Source organism: Rhizobium sp. BK316 (assembly GCF_014193695.1).
Lineage (GTDB): Bacteria > Pseudomonadota > Alphaproteobacteria > Rhizobiales > Rhizobiaceae > Rhizobium.
This window is the reverse complement of sequence record NZ_JACHZR010000001.1, coordinates 524998-541623: the sequence shown is the minus strand read 5'-3', so window position 1 is coordinate 541623 and position 16626 is coordinate 524998. Positions and strand designations below refer to the sequence as shown.

The 16626-nt window shown below is 58.9% G+C and carries 13 protein-coding genes and 1 pseudogene; 7 read left to right on the top strand and 7 right to left on the bottom strand.

The window, feature by feature from the left end; translation table 11 throughout:
- Window positions 1–472: 472 nt before the first annotated feature.
- Window positions 473–2596 carry a right-handed parallel beta-helix repeat-containing protein gene (locus tag FHT87_RS02355; protein WP_183799143.1) on the bottom strand — a complete coding sequence of 708 codons (2124 nt, stop codon included), beginning with the start codon at window positions 2594–2596 and terminating at the stop codon, window positions 473–475.
- On the bottom strand, window positions 2593–3909 hold the full coding sequence (locus FHT87_RS02350; protein ID WP_183732974.1) for an O-antigen ligase family protein: 1317 nt from the start codon (window positions 3907–3909) through the stop codon (window positions 2593–2595). The genes FHT87_RS02355 and FHT87_RS02350 overlap by 4 nt, the downstream gene beginning before the upstream one ends.
- Window positions 3910–4549: 640 nt before the next feature.
- Between FHT87_RS02350 and FHT87_RS02345 the strand changes: the two genes are divergently transcribed.
- The 6 genes from FHT87_RS02345 (at window position 4550) to FHT87_RS02320 (ending at window position 12102) form a co-directional block, all read left to right on the top strand.
- Window positions 4550–5500 carry a glycosyltransferase gene (locus FHT87_RS02345; RefSeq protein WP_183732977.1) on the top strand — a complete coding sequence of 317 codons (951 nt, stop codon included), beginning with the start codon at window positions 4550–4552 and terminating at the stop codon, window positions 5498–5500.
- Window positions 5497–6597, top strand: coding sequence for a glycosyltransferase family 4 protein (locus FHT87_RS02340; protein WP_183732980.1), 1101 nt, complete (start codon window positions 5497–5499; stop codon window positions 6595–6597). Before FHT87_RS02345 ends, FHT87_RS02340 begins: the two co-directional genes overlap by 4 nt.
- Window positions 6591–7721, top strand: coding sequence for a glycosyltransferase family 4 protein (locus FHT87_RS02335; protein ID WP_183799140.1), 1131 nt, complete (start codon window positions 6591–6593; stop codon window positions 7719–7721). The genes FHT87_RS02340 and FHT87_RS02335 overlap by 7 nt, the downstream gene beginning before the upstream one ends.
- Window positions 7718–9928, top strand: a complete 2211-nt coding sequence (locus FHT87_RS02330) for a polysaccharide biosynthesis tyrosine autokinase (RefSeq protein WP_183799137.1) — start codon at window positions 7718–7720, stop codon at window positions 9926–9928. The genes FHT87_RS02335 and FHT87_RS02330 overlap by 4 nt, the downstream gene beginning before the upstream one ends.
- 106 nt (window positions 9929–10034) lie before the next feature.
- A complete protein-coding gene (gene gmd, locus FHT87_RS02325; RefSeq protein WP_183732990.1) occupies window positions 10035–11138 on the top strand; it encodes a GDP-mannose 4,6-dehydratase in 1104 nt (367 codons plus the stop codon).
- Complete coding sequence (locus FHT87_RS02320; protein ID WP_183732993.1) at window positions 11131–12102, top strand: GDP-L-fucose synthase; 972 nt, start codon at window positions 11131–11133, stop codon at window positions 12100–12102. Before gmd ends, FHT87_RS02320 begins: the two co-directional genes overlap by 8 nt.
- A gap of 78 nt (window positions 12103–12180) precedes the next feature.
- Here the strand turns inward: FHT87_RS02320 and FHT87_RS02315 are convergent, their stop codons facing one another.
- The 4 genes and pseudogenes from FHT87_RS02315 to FHT87_RS02300 form a co-directional block, all read right to left on the bottom strand.
- On the bottom strand, window positions 12181–12381 hold the full coding sequence (locus FHT87_RS02315; RefSeq protein ID WP_183732996.1) for a phage integrase N-terminal SAM-like domain-containing protein: 201 nt from the start codon (window positions 12379–12381) through the stop codon (window positions 12181–12183).
- 205 nt (window positions 12382–12586) lie between these two features.
- Window positions 12587–13093 (bottom strand): RES family NAD+ phosphorylase, encoded by a 507-nt coding sequence (locus FHT87_RS02310; RefSeq protein WP_183732999.1) that lies wholly within the window; start codon window positions 13091–13093, stop codon window positions 12587–12589.
- Window positions 13090–13575 (bottom strand): DUF2384 domain-containing protein, encoded by a 486-nt coding sequence (locus tag FHT87_RS02305; RefSeq protein WP_183733002.1) that lies wholly within the window; start codon window positions 13573–13575, stop codon window positions 13090–13092. The genes FHT87_RS02310 and FHT87_RS02305 overlap by 4 nt, the downstream gene beginning before the upstream one ends.
- A 169-nt stretch (window positions 13576–13744) precedes the next feature.
- Window positions 13745–14449, bottom strand: a pseudogene (locus FHT87_RS02300) (transposase).
- 57 nt (window positions 14450–14506) lie between these two features.
- Between FHT87_RS02300 and FHT87_RS31085 the strand changes: the two are divergent.
- Window positions 14507–14695 carry a hypothetical protein gene (locus FHT87_RS31085; RefSeq protein WP_183734217.1) on the top strand — a complete coding sequence of 63 codons (189 nt, stop codon included), beginning with the start codon at window positions 14507–14509 and terminating at the stop codon, window positions 14693–14695.
- Here FHT87_RS31085 and FHT87_RS02290 read toward each other — a convergent pair.
- The gene (locus tag FHT87_RS02290) at window positions 14692–16488 is read right to left on the bottom strand and encodes an EAL domain-containing protein (RefSeq protein ID WP_246698166.1); all 1797 of its coding nucleotides are present in this window, start codon (window positions 16486–16488) and stop codon (window positions 14692–14694) included. The genes FHT87_RS31085 and FHT87_RS02290 overlap by 4 nt on opposite strands.
- Window positions 16489–16626: the final 138 nt, after the last annotated feature.

Sequence of the window (16626 nt, the reverse complement as noted above, 5' to 3'; positions counted from 1 at the left end):
GCTATTGGACGTAGAAAGACTTCACATTTCTGCGTCCCGCATAGAAATGAATTACAATATTCGAAGTAAGGCAGTATCCCCCGGGTATGCCGCATTGCCCTTTTTGATAAGCGTTACCCCGAAAAGGCGGTTTGACCTTCGCGGAGTCGCAGAAGACATTCGCTTCAGCGCGACCAAAGCTGGGAGGTTTGAGCGCGATAAAGTGAGGGGAGAGACAATGGTGAATTCAACAGGGTGAATTCAATAAACGAATTGTCGGTGCCGGGGCCGCCATCGCCATCCCGGTGTTCGAGGCACGCTCAGCGCAGAGGTAATGGCGCAGCTCGCGGTCAACAACGTTGTCCCGCCCACTATCGGGGTCTCCGTATTGCACTGAACCGCCGGGCCGGGGAACGAGCGCATCGTCACCGGTTACCGCATGCCGGCGCGAGCCACAGCTCATGCGGCTCCGTTGCCGGTCATCCCGGCGATATCAATCATTGGGACGAGTGAAGACACTGTCCCTGTCCGCACCGGCTCTCTGAAGATCGGCCAGGCTGCCAAAAACACCCCACCGCATGATCGCCGGATCGATCCGGAAGCTCTTGTTGTTCAGATTGCCGCTGTAGCGGTTGCGCGCGAACTGCACGGATCCAGTCCCGTGATCGGGCGCGTAGACGAAGGCGGCGACCCCGTTGCTGTTATCGATCGAGACGATATTGTCCTCTATCCGGTTCGGGACGGCCCACGGTGGATGCCATCCCCAACCGGTGCCGTCGTCCACGCGGAAGGCCGCGCCCGAGCCGTTTGAGATGGTGTTTCCGGTCACCAGGTTATTCCAGCCGCCGTTGATCCCGATCGCACAGACATTGCCGGAAAGAGTGTTTCCTTTGATGCGCACCCCACTCGCCTTGCCATCAGTGTATATCGCCCAGCTGATCGGAGACGGCCATTCATTGATATTTTCGTATCCCAGAGGCCAGAAGGTGCCATCGGCCCTGTTCATGAGATGCCCTGTCCCGGTGACGAGATTATAGCGGATGGTGCTGTTCAGGAGGTCGGCCTGCTCGCCCATCATCTTGATGGCACCGCCGTCGGCCGTCTGCTGATTGGCGTTGCGCACGACATTGTGTTCGATGATCGCGTCGTGGACTGCGTCCTGGGCACCCCAAAGGGAGCCGCCGGCGATCCCGAATTGTGCGGTATTTTCGATCAGGTTATTGCCGATCCGCATACCGTCGCCTGCCTGGAACCATATGCCTGCCGTCTCGAAATAGACCTTTCCGATGTCATGGATATGGTTCGACAGAATTCTGACGCCGTTCGATTTGCCGAAACTACCATAGGTGGTGCCGACATAGATGCCGTTGCCGGCGATATCTCCGATCACATTGCCGGCGATCAGAACATCGCTGCTCTCAGTCACATGGATGCCGACGCCGACATTTTCGATGAGATTTCCGAGCAGCCTGACACCGTTGGCGTGTTCAAGCCGTATGGCGCCGAACCCTCTGGTGTCGGTATAGAATTTACCGCTGCCTTCAGGCGCTCCGTCACGAAACTGGAGCCCTGATACGACCATGTTATCGGCACCCTCCAGCCGGAAGAATGTCGGCAGCATACCGGCCACAACAGTAGAATTAGGTGACAGTCCCTCGGCCGGGATATAGTCGAGCTGGCCTGCTGCAACATTGTAGCGCCATTCTCCGGGCGCATCGAGAAACGCTGCTCCTGTCAGGAAATAGCGGCTGCCTTCTGCGGTGAAGAAATAGCTGGTGCCCTTGGTTTGAACGGTCCGCGTTGCAGCGTCGATCGAAACGACCGGCAGTGTGTCGCTGCCCCATTGGCTTCCAGGCTTGAAGCCACCGACAATGTTGACGACAAGCCCTGATGCGCCTTCAAGCGTCGGGACGTCGCCGGCATGATAGCAAAAGCGCGTATTGCCTTCCCATTGGTCAATCGCCGGATTGCATTTGGCGGCAAACAGCCATCCCTTGCGCGGATCTCCGTCGGAAGGAGCGTTCGGAAAGCGGGACAGGGCCTGGCGAACCCCGTTGACGAAGAGATCGCCGACGGCCTCGTCCGTCGGCAAGCGCAGTGGCGCCCTCCAGCGTCCGGCAGTCTGTGACACCCAGTTATTCACAAGCCGACCGCCATGCAAGACAGGTGTCTGGTTGCATCTCGCCGTGATGACCAGGCCCTTGTCTCTGGCATCAAAGACAACGGGGCGGGCTAGATAATAATCTCCACCCTCCATGGCAATCATGCTCTGGCCGCCTGCTTCCCGCGCAGCATCGCGCGCGCGCTCGATGCTGGCAAAGGGTCCGTCGGTGGCATTCGGCTCGGGATGACGGCCGCTCCAAGTGTCTTTGCCGGCAGGCGACACATAGAATATCGCGCGTCCCGCGGCTGTGCCGGTCACCGCATCGCCAGGGAGAATTCCGTTGAGTTCGTCGGATAATGCGCCTGGCGCGGCCTCGGCGCAGGTCGCTGCCTGGATTGCCTTATGCATGATGTCGGGCGCGTCTTTGTCCGAACTCACCGGCGCAGAATTGCCCAGGCGTGGTGAGAGCGCTGCAAGCAGTACGCAACAGGACAGTGTGAAACGAGGTCTCATGGGATTGATGGATCCGGCGCCGTCATGGGCATCCGCCACCCTTGATCGGCCTCTGCCGAAACGACGGGCACATGCAGCGAGAACATGATGATAGCCGTGCTGAACAGAATGAAAATGGCGTCATTCTGGATTAGAAAAATGCTCTCGGTCAGGTTCATCACCAAGATCATGACGGTGAAGACATTGAGCCAGAGCCAGCCATATTGCGGATCGCGGCATTGAAGAATCGCCCCCTGGCGCACTGCGCGCAAAAGCAGCAGAACAAAGAAGGCCGTGCCGATGATGCCGAAACTGAGCATCGCGTCGCGGTAACCATTATGGGCGTGAGGCGCCATCCACAGGATTTCGGACCAGATGGACCATGCTCCGGGGTTAGCTTCCGTCCAAAACGCCTGATAGCCGAAGCCGAACATCAAGTGGCTGGCAATCTGGCGGTCGACCAGCTCCCACAACGGCACGCGACCTGTCAAAGTGGCGTCCTTACCGAGCGCTTCGAGGAACGGAACCAGGAACTCGTGAAGCGAGATGAGAAGGCCAGCCGCGAGCTGAACGAACAGCAGGATGAGGAGGATGCGGCCGATGCCGCTGCTTCTCTGCAGGGCTGAATAGAATCCAATCAGGCAAAATGCCGAGGCGATCGCAATCGTCGCAGTCATCGATCCTGAAGCAACAAGACAAATCCCGCTCGCAGCCAGCAGGATAAATGCGGTTCGCCGCAAGCCGAGAGTGCCGTCGATCAGCACGACAGCCGCCGCCAGTATCATGATGCTCGAATACCAGCCGAGGCTGTTCTTGTTGATGAAGATGCCTCGCATCTCGCTGTCCATGGGCATACGGGCAAGATGAGGCGCCACCGCGAACATCGCCAGGCTCAGTACGATACACGTTCCCAAAGTCGCAAAGACCAGCAAAAGCAGCTGTCTCGGCGTGAAGCGCATTGCAAGCACGTAGGCAAGAAGCACGGTAAACAACAGGCCGATGGCGCGCCGCAGACTCAGCGATGGACTGATCGACCACAAGATGGACAAAAACGGCAACAAGATGATCAGCGGGAGCAGCAGATTGCGTCTCAGCGCCACGAGGAAGAGCGGTAAATTTCTTATCAGGATCAGTATTGTAAATGCATAGACGGGTAGGCTGACGAGGCGCAGCAGCGACTTGGAGTGATCGCTCAACCCTCCGTCCGGATCTGATAGCAAAAGCGGAAAAAGCGCACCCGTCTGCAGGAACAGGCATATACCGGCTCCCCAGCATTCTATGCTTCGCCAAGTGATGGCCGGCCCGCTTGTAGTTCTAAGACCGTATACGCTCATTGTCGGTCCTTGCCGAGCTGGCCAAAGGAGCGGCTGTTGATCGCGTCAGTCTGGAAAGGCATGTATCTCCTTTCACAGCTACGCTGCTACACACAAGAACAACCATCCAAACATCCGCGCAGTCAACTCACGCAAATGACGGCGCGGCTACGCCTAATGCAGACACCCATCACCCAAAGACGTGGTTACGCTTAAGCAGGCGTCTGGAACCTACCCCAAAGGATAGGCCCTAAGCCTGCGGGATTGCCCATAAGAGCAGATTTTACCCATCTCCATTCGCCGGTAGCTTGCAAAGGTGCGGACAGCAAAGCACGCCACGTTGCGCCACGGTTTTTTGGCGAATTGAGGGTTCCGACGCAGGCTGTCCGCAGCGATGCTTGGAAGGTTGGGATTGCTATGGTTTCGCGTTATGATCCTGGTTCGGCATGCTCCACGACGAGAGCTTCACCGGTCGCGGCGGCGTCAACGCCTGCCTCACTGTCTCTACCCCAAAAAAACCAGATTGGGCGCGTGAGCGCTCCTGATATAGCCATCCGCGAGGTTCCAGGTGCTGGGGGCAATGGCGGGGCCGGTCTCCCGGACGATAGCACGACCATGCTGCTGCGCAGCCTTGTCGTGCTGCAAGCCGCTTGAGGGCGTCATGGAGCAGTCAGGGATCAGCGTTCTCATCAACAATTACAACTATGGCCGTTTCGTCGGACGCGCGATCGACAGCGTCCTGAGCCAGGATATCCCCGACGTCGAGATCATCGTCGTCGATGATGGATCGAGCGACCAGTCGCGCTCCGTACTAGAAGCCTATGATGACAGGGTGAAGGTACTCTTCCAGGAAAATTCGGGACAGGCAGCCGCGATCAATGCTGCGGTAAAGCTCAGCAGCGGCGGTATCCTTTGTTTTCTGGACGCGGACGACTGGTGGGCTCCGGGCAAACTGTCGGCGACACGCGCTGCCTTTCAGTTGGATTCTGCGGTATCGCTTGTCTATCACCGACTTCAGCCGGTTTCGATCGATGGATCGTCAATCCTCAAGCCGATCCCCCGGACGCTATGTTCCGGAGATCTCTCGGCACTGCTGACCAGATCGGCCGGCTGGTGGCCCTTCCCGATGACCTCAGCCATCTCGGTTCGGCGCAGCGCGTGGGATGCTGCAGGACCGATCCCGGATCAGTTCCGTATTTCGGCCGATGCATGGCTCACGGGGATCTATCCGTTTCTCGGGGACGTCGCTTCTTTGCCGGATTCACTCGGCTTCTACCGGATCCACAACAACAACTGGTATCGGCCGGTCGATGATGCCGCGATGTTGCGACGGAGAATGGCCCATTGGCAGCGCACCGTCGAAGCGACAAACAGGTTTCTTTCAATCCACGAGATACCGGCACGGTTAAGCCTGACGGATCACTATCCCTACTGGGTGGCATCGGCGGAGCTGGCCGGCGCTGATGCGCGTACCCGCATCAAGCTTGCCTTCGAAGGGCTGTTATTCGCTGGCGAACCAAACGTGCTCAGACGCACACGCGACGCATTGCGTTCAGTCCGCAATCTCCCCCGGTTCGGCCGGGACATCGGCTTATCGGAGGCAGCGAAATGAAGGCGCTGCTGCTCGTTTCCGAACTGGAAGATTACACGATCGCCTTCGCCGGCGGTGTCGCGCGGCACCTTGATGTCGTTCTCGGCGTCCCGCGCCGACGCTACGCGCATCTTGCATCCTGGTTCGATCCGGCAATCGATTTGCACCTGCTGGACTGGCCGCGGCACCGTTCGCTCGCCAATCCCTGGTTCCTGCATCAGTTGACCCGACTCATCCGGAACGAAAAGCCGAACCTTATTCATCTTCTCAGCAATAGCACGCTCTGGCTGAATTTCGCCGCTCCGTTCTGGCGGCCGATCCCGCTCATCACGACCGTCCATGATGTCGATGTACATCCGGGAGATTCCGATACCCGCACCCTGCCCGGCTGGGCGCCGGAATTGATGGCAAGACAATCCGGACACCTCGTCGTTCATGGTGAAGAGCTGAAGCGGATGGCGCTCGATCGATATTCGAAATCTCCAGACTGCGTCCATGTCTTGTCGCACCCCGCCATACAGCGTTACGCGGAACTCGCCCGGCAGCAAAATCTGACGCGAGGCCAGGCCGATGGAACTCTGCGCGTCCTGCTTTTCGGACGGATCTTTGCTTACAAAGGCCTGGAACATTTGATCCGCGCCGAAGCGATGCTCAAGGATGCGCTTCCGAACCTGCGCATTACGGTCGCGGGCCGCGGTGACAACCCCTGGCTGTTCCAGCCGCTGATGGGGGACGCCGGTCGCTATGATATCCGCAACCGCTTCATCGAAGATGCTGAAGTTGCGCAGCTTTTCCTCGATGCCGATATCGTTGTGCTCCCCTATACGGAAGCTTCTCAAAGCGGGGTACTCAACCTTGCCGCTGCCTTCGGCAAACCTGTCATCGTCACCGACGTCGGCGAATTGCGCACGACAGTTCAGCCGAATGGGCTTGGAATGGTGGTCTCGCCCGGGGATGCGGAAGACCTCGCAAAGGCCATCCGCACATTGGCTGAAAACAGCGAACTCAGAAACAATCTCGGCGCCAACGCGCTTGCCTGGGCCAGGGGACCGAATTCACCCGAGCAGGTTGGAGCTCAGGCTGCAGCCGTCTATCGCGAGGTCGTCCGATCATGCTGATGAAGGCATCGGCGGAAAGAGCTCAAATGGCAAGTGTACGCCACTATGTCCCGGGCGGCTGCGAGAACGGCGGCGGGATCGGCAGGCTGGTCGGTTATATAACCAGCACAGCAAGGCAGGCCGGCGCAACGCACTTCGTCACCGACACCAGAGGGCCTCGATGGTCCGCGGCGACGTCGTCCCTGCGCCTGCTGGGCGCCATCCTGACGATGGCTAGGGATCGGGTCGTTGCTCCCACGCGTATTCACCATATCCATGTCGCAGGTCGCGGCAGCACATCACGAAAGCTGATCCTGACGGAGGCCGCCCGTGTGCTGGGCTGCTCTCACATATTGCACTTGCACGACTATGATTACGCCAGCGATTTTGCTGCCCGTTCTCCACGCCAACAAGCGCTCATCCGGCGGATGTTTCAAAATGCCGATTGCGTGGTGGCACTTGGCCAGCGTGATCACGTGACGCTGACGACGCTTCTCGGCGTAGACGGTCACCGCGTCGTCGTCGTCCACAATTGTGTCCCCGATCCCGGCGCGCGGCGCAGGCCTCCTGCTGGCCAGACGCCACTCATCGTCTTTCTCGGCCGTTTGAGCGAACGCAAGGGCGTGCCGGAGCTGTTGCTGGCGCTCAGCCATCCGATGATGAAAGAGTTACAGTGGCGAGCCGTGCTGGCAGGTGATGGGCCGGTCGAGGACTACCGCCGCCAAGCCGCCGCGATGGGGCTATCCGACCTGGTGGAGATGCCAGGTTGGCTTGGGGCCGACGAGATCAAGGACTTATGCGCCCGCGCCGATATTCTCGTCCTGCCTTCGCATGCCGAAGGCCTGGCCATGGCCGTCATTGAAGGACTGGCCCACGGCCTTGCCGTCGTCACCACGCGGGTTGGAGCGCATGAGGAGGTCATCTCCGACGGCAAAACCGGTGTCTTCGTCCCTGTCGGGGACCAGGATGCTCTGGCTGCGGCCCTGGCAAAGCTGGTTACGGACCCCGAAATGCGCGCTGAGCTCTCCATCAAAGGCCGCGTCCACTACCTCAACCATTTCAGTATGACAGCATATATGCGGTCGATCGAAAAACTCTACGAGGCCATCTCCACGCAACCTCAAGCAAGGGTTAGCGCATCATGACAATCTCGACTTTTCCGCCAGATCGGAATGTTCCTATCAGAACGATGCACTATGAACCCCGGTTTCAGGCAGAGACGAGATCGGATGATTTCGATCTGGCATCCGGTTTGCGCCTGCTCCGCCGCAGGATGGTGATGATTGCATGCCTGGTGGTTCTGACGATGACGGTTGCCACCGTGATGATCCTGGGAATGCAGCCGAGCTATCATGCCGAGTCCCGGCTTATGATCCACGCGCCGCTGGCAAAATCGGTGAACAGCGACGACAGCGGCAATGACCCCTTGAATGTCGCATCGGAGGCGGAGCGGCTGCGGTCCAGGAGCGTGGCGGAACGTGTCATTCGCGATCTGCGGCTCGACGAGCGGGCGGAATTCAATCCGGCACTGCGTCAACCGTCTCTGATCAGCGAGATCAAGGCTAGTCTGCGGCAGTTGATCGACAGCGGTAAGCCGCCCGTGCCGCAGCAAGACAGGCTCGAGCCGGTTATCGAGGAATATTACAGGGCGCTCCAGGTGATCCGGGACGGCCCGGGCGGTGTTATCCGAATCGGATTCGATACGCATGATCCCGAATTGGCGGCCGCTGTGCCCAATCGCCTGATCGATATTTACCTTGAAGAGCGGGAAGAGAGTGCTCGCAATCGTCTGGATGCTGCAGAAGGGTGGCTTCGACAGCGCATAGCGGAGCAGCAGGGCCGCACCGATGCGGCGCGCAATGCCGCCGACGAATATCAAAAAACCACGGGTATCGTCCCGAATGACGATGCTCAGAGCGAACAGATCAAATCCATTATGGAACTGAGCGACCGGCAGGCAAAAATTGAAAAGGACCGCGTCGATATAAAAGCAGTAATCACCACCCTGGAGGCGGCCGGCGACGCCTCGCTCGCCACGCAGAATGACTCCATCCCCGACAGTATCAGCGCGATGGAACGTGACTTTCGGGCACAGCAGCAGGATCTCGAGCGTCTTCTCGACATATATGGTAGCGACGCCCAGCCAGTCGTCGATCTGCGTGCAAAGATTGTCAAATCGCGCGCCGATCTCGGCACTGCCGTCGATCGCTATGTTCAATCGCTGCGCGCCAAGCTTGCTGCGCTTGATCGTGAAGACAGCACAGTCCGATCCGCCCTGACGGCGGCTTACAATCTGCGGTCTCACTCCACACTTGATAAAATCGAGCTGGCGCGACTGGAGCGCGTCGCCGATAGGGAACAGACAGCCCTGGACAGGCTGGAGGAACAGCGTCGCGTATTTGCGGCACAAGCCATGCTGCCTGGCGCGGAAGTTGAAGTTCTGTCGCCGGCTGCGGTACCGCTCATGCCACAAGGACGGGGCCGGCTTTTCTATCTGATCGGTGCTCTTGTGGCTTCGTCCGCGATCGCTGCAACGGCCGCTTTCGCGGTAGAAATGATGGACAAATCTGTCCGCAGCTTCGACCAACTGATCGGGATGGGACGCTTCGTACCTGCCGGTTTCATACCGCGCCTGAGTCAGGCAACCCGGCGAAATCCGTCGGTCCTCTTTGGGCAAATTCAAGGCGGCATGTTCGATGAAGCAATTCGCACCGTCATGATTTCGCTCAAACAAACCAATGGCGGGAAGCTTCCAGCCAGCATTGTCGTCACGTCCGCCCATAGCGGCGAGGGCAAATCGCTTGTCGCCGGATCGCTGGCCATCGAACTCGCAGCCAACGGAACCCCCGTGCTGCTCGTCGATTGCGACCTTCGGCGCGGAAAACTCGACTCGCTTTTCAAGTCGGGACTCAAGCACGGACTGAACGATTTCATGTGCGGACAGGCTGAAATCGACGACATCATCTATCATCATCCAAGCGGTATCGACTTCATTCCCGCCGGCAACCCCAGCCACCTTCGGCATACCCGTCTGGCCGATCTTGCGGAACTCATCGAAATGGCCCGGGCAAATGGCCAGGTTGTGATCTTCGACAGTGCGCCCGTGCTTGCCTCTACCGATACAGTGCATCTGACAGCGATCGCGGAGAGGACGCTCATGGTTGTCAGATGGGCAAAAACCAGCCGCCGAGCCGTCGATTTTTGCCTTCAGCAGCTGAGGGCTTCTTCACGCAGCCCGGAGATTTCCATCGCGATAAACGGCGTAAAGCCAAGAAAGCACGCCCTTTATACGTTCGGCGATTCCGAGTTGTTCTCGAGATCGTTGATGAAATACTACAAAACGACGACCTAAAGCAGCGAAAGAACGTCGGATTGCCAGAGAAATTCATCGGCGTTCGCGCCTTTCCTACACTACCAGCATTCAAAGATAGCGTTAGTATTCGAGTTGGAGAGCGACCATGGATACCGGAATGAGAAATAACAGGAAAGTTGCGCTGATCACCGGCGTGACCGGACAGGACGGTGCATACCTGGCCGAATTGCTCTTGGACAAGGGCTATATCGTTCACGGCATCAAGCGGCGCTCGTCGTCCTTCAATACCAATCGTATCGAGCACCTCTACGAGGATCCGCATGTCGAGAGCCCTCGCTTTATCCTGCATTACGGGGATATGACCGATTCAACCAATCTCATCCGGGTCGTTCAGGAAACGCAGCCCGACGAGGTCTATAACCTTGCCGCACAAAGCCATGTCCAAGTCTCCTTCGAAACGCCGGAATATACGGCTAACGCGGATGGAACCGGAACGCTGCGGCTGCTCGAAGCAATTCGTCTTCTGGGCCTGACCAAGAAGACCCGCTTTTATCAGGCGTCCACCTCCGAGCTGTACGGCAAGGTGCAGGAAGTTCCCCAAAGCGAAACGACGCCTTTCTATCCCCGATCCCCCTACGCGGCTGCCAAGCTCTATGCCTATTGGATCGTGGTCAATTATCGCGAGGCATATGGCATGCATGCCTCGAATGGCATCCTGTTCAACCATGAAAGCCCGATCCGCGGCGAAACATTCGTGACCCGAAAGATCACCCGGGCGGCCGCTGCAATCCATCTTGGCCTGCAGGACCGGCTCTATCTCGGCAATCTGGACGCCAAGCGTGATTGGGGGCATGCACGAGAATATGTCCGCGGCATGTGGCTGATGCTGCAGCAGGACGAACCGGAGGACTATGTTCTTGCGACCGGCGAAACGCACTCGGTTCGCTCCTTTGTCGAAAAGGCCTTTGTCAGGGTGGGCATGCCGATCGATTGGCGTGGGGAGGGTGTCGAGGAAAAAGGATATGATACGATATCCGGCCGCTGTGTGGTGGAGATCGATCCGGCCTACTTCCGCCCTACAGAAGTCGATCTTCTGCTCGGCGATCCGACGAAGGCGCATACGAAGCTTGGCTGGAAACATGAGACCAGTCTTGATCAACTGGTTTCGGAGATGGTTCGCGAAGACCTGAAAGTCATGGCACGAAATGTTCCGACGGTCGGTGCGAACAAAGGCTTGGTCCATGCCTGAGGTGATCTACAGCCTTGCCGGAAAAAAGGTCTATGTCGCGGGCCACCGCGGCATGGTGGGCTCGGCGATCATGCGACGTCTTGCCTCCGAGGGCTGCGAGATTTTGACGGCCACGCGCGCCGAGGTCGACCTGAGACGACAGGAGCAGGTGGAGGCGTGGATGGGAAATAACCGTCCCGACGCCGTCTTCCTGGCGGCTGCGAAGGTCGGCGGCATTCTTGCCAATGATACCTATCCGGCCGACTTCCTCTACGACAACCTGATCCTCCAGGCTAACGTCATCCACGCAGCTCATAAGGTTCGCGTCGAAAAACTGATGTTTCTGGGTTCGTCCTGCATCTATCCGAAATTCGCCGATCAGCCGATCGTTGAGGAATCGCTTCTGAGCGGATCGCTCGAGCCCACGAACGAATGGTATGCGATCGCCAAAATTGCCGGATTGAAGCTTTGCGCTGCCTATCGAAAACAGCATGGCAGTGATTTCATCTCGGCCATGCCTACCAATCTTTATGGACCGGGCGACAATTTCGACCTCGATTCGAGCCATGTCGTGCCGGCGCTGATACGCAAGGCGCATGAGGCCAAGATGAGCGGTCAGAAAGACATGCGCATCTGGGGTACCGGAACGCCGCAGCGCGAATTCCTGCATGTCGACGATTGCGCCGACGCCTGCGTCCATCTCATGAAGACCTATTCCGCCGAAAGTCATGTGAATGTCGGCTCCGGCGAAGACATTACCATCCTCGAATTGGCCGCGCTCGTTGCGGAGGTCGTCGGCTTCGAAGGCGAGATCACGCGAGACCTCACCAAACCGGATGGCACTCCACGTAAGCTCATGAGTGCCGACAAGCTCCGTACTCTCGGCTGGACGCCGAAGATAGGGCTGAAGGAGGGTATCGCAGACGCCTATCGCTCCTTCCTGACTGGGCATTACCTCGAACGCAGCAACGAGGCTGCAGAGTAATGGCGGCACGACTGTTGTCGCAGTGATCGAGCTAGCTGGCGGTTCTGATGGTCAGCGCGTCATCAAGGCTACGGACCGCTAGCGTTTCAAGTTTTGACGGAAGACCAGATGCACCTGAAACGCGCGCACGTCATCCAGTCCAAGACGGTCTGGCGATCGCCCGAAATAGCGCGAGAACTTCGACATTGCATGTAAATACGATCGTTGCGTCGCTGGTGAAAGATTGCGGATCGTCATGTCATTGATCATGCGCCGGCGTAGCGGGCTCATCTCACTCATCGTCATCTCCTGTACAAAGGTTGGGCTAAAACAGCCCAATCCTTCAAATCAGAAGCGCATCATGCAAATTCCGCGCTCCAAATGCCGCGAAAGCGGCTTCGTTCAATCCCCCGCAGATTCACAAAAGACGCCCGGGACTCTAGCCGCTTGAATTGATCCATCACGACGACGCCAGCAGAGCTGGGTTCATCCAGTTCCCGAATGTCTAGGGGCCGGGTGGATGCAAACGCGTGTCAAGCGCAAACGCTTCCTGGAATCTGAGCACATAGGCGCCTGCCGGGCCGCCCGCTAGAAAGATCAGGTTCCAGCTGTGCGTCGATACCGCACTGGGGATGGCGACGAAGCGGTGTTGGCGCAGCAACTCGTCTCCGAAGGCCTGTTGCCCCGCGCCGGGAATGCCCGGCCGCAGCCAGTTCGGATTTGGCACGGTCGTCGGATCGACAACGTGGACATCGGCGGGAGCGGAAATGACGGCCGCTGTCATTATGTGCGCAACCGTATCGAGCGCCCGGAAGCCTTTGTGGACTGCCACCTCCAGGATCGCCGTCGCCGGATCGAGGGAGCAGTAGACCGCGCGAACGCCCTTGCTGTTCCAGCGTCCACCAACCCGATACGCGCCCTCGCCACTATCCCATGTCTGCGCATGGACCGTCTGATCGAGTCGCCATGCGACAAGCTCGGTCCCGCCGAGCGCAATCGGCAGAAGGTTCATGCATAGACGCCGTAATCGAGGCGGTCGAGATGATCCTCCACCAGCTCGACGCCGGCCGGAGTGCCGAGAAGGTCGATCGGGCGACGCTGATCAAGCCCGACTGCGGGACGTTCCAGCCATTGCTCGGCCTCGGCCTGTGAGCCGAAGACGTCCGTCGCCTTAGCGAGGATTTCGGCGAATTTCCAGGCCCGGCCGCTCTGTTCTTGGCTAAGCGGCTTGGACGGCGTGTCCCTCCGTCGCTGCCATGTGCGCAAGCTCATGCCGACCGCCTTTTCAAGCGACTCGTTCTTGCCGATGACGACGAGATTGCCGACAAGGTGATCCAGCGCCGAGGCCGGTAGGCCGTGCAACAGCAGCTCATGCGCATCGAGCGCGCTGGTCAGTCGGCGCGCAAGCACCCGCGAGCCACCCAGCAGAGCTTCGATCTTTTGCAATTCGCCACCGGCGACCAGTGAGGAAGGGGGTTTTGCTGCGAGGGCCATTACCATTCTCCGCGTCAAGTGTCGCGCCTAACATGTCATCTGTCGTGATAAATTTCAAGTGCAGTGATCGGCCCCCGAACCGGTTTTACGGCGGCGGGGCGGATCATGTCCCAGGGAGTGATGTAGGTGGCGGCTGGGTCGCCGCGTTCTCCGGCATGGGCCGGGATGATCAGCGCGCCACGGCTGGCAGGCTGATGAGCGGATCATCGCTCATCTGGCTGCTGGTTTCCAGCGTCATGTATCTGGCGCGCCGGACAGCCCATTCGTCGTTCTGTTCGAGCAGGATCGCGCCGACGAGGCGGACGATGGCGTCATCATTGGGGAAGATCCCGACGACCTCGGTTCTGCGCTTGATTTCGCCGTTGAGGCGCTCGATCGGGTTGGTGCTGTGCAGCTTGGCGCGGTGCTCCTTCGGGAAGGTCATATAGGCGAGAACGTCTTCTTCGGCATCATCCATGATGGCGGCACGCTTGGGCACCTTGCCCATGGCCTTGACCACGCGACAAACTGCGTTTGCGCTGAGATCGTCAACCGAGCGGGTCGACATTCCCTGCACGTAGGCTTCCTGGATGACCGCCGTCAGGACCTTCTCGGCCATGCGCCGCGGCTCCAGGAAGCCTGGAAAGTAAGAGCCCTTCCTGAGCCTCGGAATGCGCAGCTCGACGGTTCCGGCGCGCGTCTCCTAATCCCGCTCGCGGTCGCCGTTGCGCTGGGCCGTCCGCAGCGGGTTCCTCTCGCCATAACCGGCACCGGTGGCGGCGCCCACCTCCAGCTCCATCAGCCGCTCGGCGGCAAAACCGATCATCTCGCGCAAAAGATCGGCGTCGGGGGACTTCTCCACGAACGCACGCAGGTTCATCATGTCGTCGGTCATCGGTGGTTCCTTCGAATCAGGTTGGTGTCAGCAACCCGACGCTACCGGAGAACATCGATGACCACCGCTCCGCCGCCCGCTCACTACGGCGCTGTTGAGGGCACGCTCGCGAGCGGCTTCGCTACCGCCGAGCTACATCACCTGGCGGGACACGATCGCGCATTCATGCAAATCCCGCGCTCCAAATGCCGCGAAAGCGGCTTCGTTCAATCCCTGACGATTCCGATAAGCGATGAACGGCTCTAGGCCTTTTGTCCCGCCTTGCTTGCCAGAGCGAAAGTATCAGCGCGCAACGCTTCGGTTGTCCTGTCGCGGTCAACCGGACGGCCAAACAGATATCCCTGTACATAGGGGCATCCGAGGCGCCGAAGACGGTCCGCCTGATCTTCGGTTTCCACACCTTCGGCCACGATGCGGGTGCCGAGACCGATCGACATGTCGAGAAGGGCTTTGACGATGACTGCGCCGGGTCCGTCCGACATCCGGTCGATGAAGGTCTTGTCGATCTTGATGATGTCAACCGGAAAATTCAGCAGATGCGTGAGAGAGGCGTAACCCGTGCCGAAATCGTCGAGTGCCACAAGCAGCCCTTCCCTGCGAAGTTCCTCGATCGCCTGTGCGACCTTACCGTCCTTTTCGTCCATATAGACCGTTTCCGTCACCTCGAGCACAACGTGCTTGAGGGGCGTGCGGTGGTGGGCAAAAACGCTTTTGATACGCTCGCAGAGGTTTCCCTGATTGAAATCCGCCATCGACACGTTGACGCTGACATATTGAAACGACATCCCAAGATCGAGCCAGTATCTAATGTCGCGCGCGACCTGCTCCAGCATTCGATCCGTCAGGAGGTGGCCCATCGACAGATCCTGGAGCGCCTCGGCGAACGCGCCGGCTGAGAGGATCTGCCCTCCGTCCAGACGAATGCGGCAGAGCGCCTCAAGGCCGACAATTTCCTGCGTTGCGAGGCTGACGATCGGCTGATAGTGCGCCTCGATCCGATCTTCGGCCAAGGCGCTCGTCACGGTCTGCAGCACCCGGAACCGGTTTGCGATAGCCCCGGCAAGATCGTCGCTGTACAGCACGAACCCGCCTCTGGCTGTCCGCTTGGCGTGGTGGAGCGCGAGATTTGCGTGTTGCAGAAAAGTCGGAACGTCGGGCGGCTGGGACGGTTCGGAGATTGCGCCTCCGCAGGTGACCGAGACCGGCAGGAGATGTTCGTTGCGCCGTGGTGTCCGGTTCTCGATGGCGCGTAGAATTTCCGCCGAAACCGCGGACAATTCCGTCGAACGATTTTCGATCAATACCGCGAACTCATCGGCGTCCACCCTGAAAGTGGCCACCGGCGCTGCGATCCGTGCAACCGTTTGACCAACCTCCAGGATCAGCCTGTCGCCGGTCGCATGCCCGAAGGCGTCGTTGACCCGGCCGAGATGATCGATATCGATGAGCAGAACCGAAAGAGGGCCAGCGCCGCCGTCGATGGCTGCCTCCAACGTCTTGAGAAAATTGGCGCGATTGCCGAAGCCGGTGAGGTTGTCAAAGAAGGCCAGCCTTTGATTGTCGGCTTTCACCTCCTCGCGCTCGAGCACCAGTGAGCAAAGGTCGAGATACTCGGCGACGATCATTCGTTCTTCGGGGGTGGGGCCGCGATTGTCCTTGTAATAAAACCCAAACGCCCCAAGCACGCGGCCATCACTGCGCAGGATGGGGCTGGACCAGCACGCCTTGACGCCATGTTCCTTTGCAAGGATGTCGGCAAGCGACCGATAGGGGATCCAAAGCGGGTCAGCAAAGATATCGGTGACGGCGATCGGCCTGCGGAAATGGGCAGCCGTGCCGCAAGAGCCGACATCAGGTCCAATCGGTATTCCATCGAGGGCGTTCGAATAGGTCTTCGCTATCGTTGGCCCCGCCAGGGGATGCAGGAGACCGTCACGATCAACGGTCACAATTGAACAAAGGACGCCGGCCGCAAGCCGTTCAGCATGCTCACAAATGCGATCGCAGGCGTCCTCGAGGGAAGAACCCCGTGCCAGCATATCCAGAATTTCTTGCTGAAGCTGTCTTCGCATCCTGGCCTCGTCATGTTGCTTGCGCTCAAACGGCCTCAAAGCCTGTTCGACCGATTACGATCGAAAACTAGCAGGTATCATGTTACGGGTTTGGAAATATATCGT

Excerpts from the sequence above, each read along its gene's own strand:
- FHT87_RS02335 (WP_183799140.1), top strand. The coding sequence starts at position 6,591 with ATGCTGATGAAGGCATCGGCGGAAAGAGCTCAAATGGCAAGTGTACGC.
- FHT87_RS02290 (WP_246698166.1), bottom strand. The coding sequence starts at position 16,488 with ATGCTGGCACGGGGTTCTTCCCTCGAGGACGCCTGCGATCGCATTTGT.
- gmd (WP_183732990.1), top strand. The coding sequence starts at position 10,035 with ATGGATACCGGAATGAGAAATAACAGGAAAGTTGCGCTGATCACCGGC.
- FHT87_RS02310 (WP_183732999.1), bottom strand. The coding sequence starts at position 13,093 with ATGAACCTTCTGCCGATTGCGCTCGGCGGGACCGAGCTTGTCGCATGG.
- FHT87_RS02340 (WP_183732980.1), top strand. The coding sequence starts at position 5,497 with ATGAAGGCGCTGCTGCTCGTTTCCGAACTGGAAGATTACACGATCGCC.
- FHT87_RS02355 (WP_183799143.1), bottom strand. The coding sequence starts at position 2,596 with ATGAGACCTCGTTTCACACTGTCCTGTTGCGTACTGCTTGCAGCGCTC.
- FHT87_RS02305 (WP_183733002.1), bottom strand. The coding sequence starts at position 13,575 with ATGGCCCTCGCAGCAAAACCCCCTTCCTCACTGGTCGCCGGTGGCGAA.
- FHT87_RS02315 (WP_183732996.1), bottom strand. The coding sequence starts at position 12,381 with ATGAGTGAGATGAGCCCGCTACGCCGGCGCATGATCAATGACATGACG.
- FHT87_RS02330 (WP_183799137.1), top strand. The coding sequence starts at position 7,718 with ATGACAATCTCGACTTTTCCGCCAGATCGGAATGTTCCTATCAGAACG.
- FHT87_RS02350 (WP_183732974.1), bottom strand. The coding sequence starts at position 3,909 with ATGAGCGTATACGGTCTTAGAACTACAAGCGGGCCGGCCATCACTTGG.
- FHT87_RS02320 (WP_183732993.1), top strand. The coding sequence starts at position 11,131 with ATGCCTGAGGTGATCTACAGCCTTGCCGGAAAAAAGGTCTATGTCGCG.
- FHT87_RS02345 (WP_183732977.1), top strand. The coding sequence starts at position 4,550 with ATGGAGCAGTCAGGGATCAGCGTTCTCATCAACAATTACAACTATGGC.
- FHT87_RS31085 (WP_183734217.1), top strand. The coding sequence starts at position 14,507 with ATGACCACCGCTCCGCCGCCCGCTCACTACGGCGCTGTTGAGGGCACG.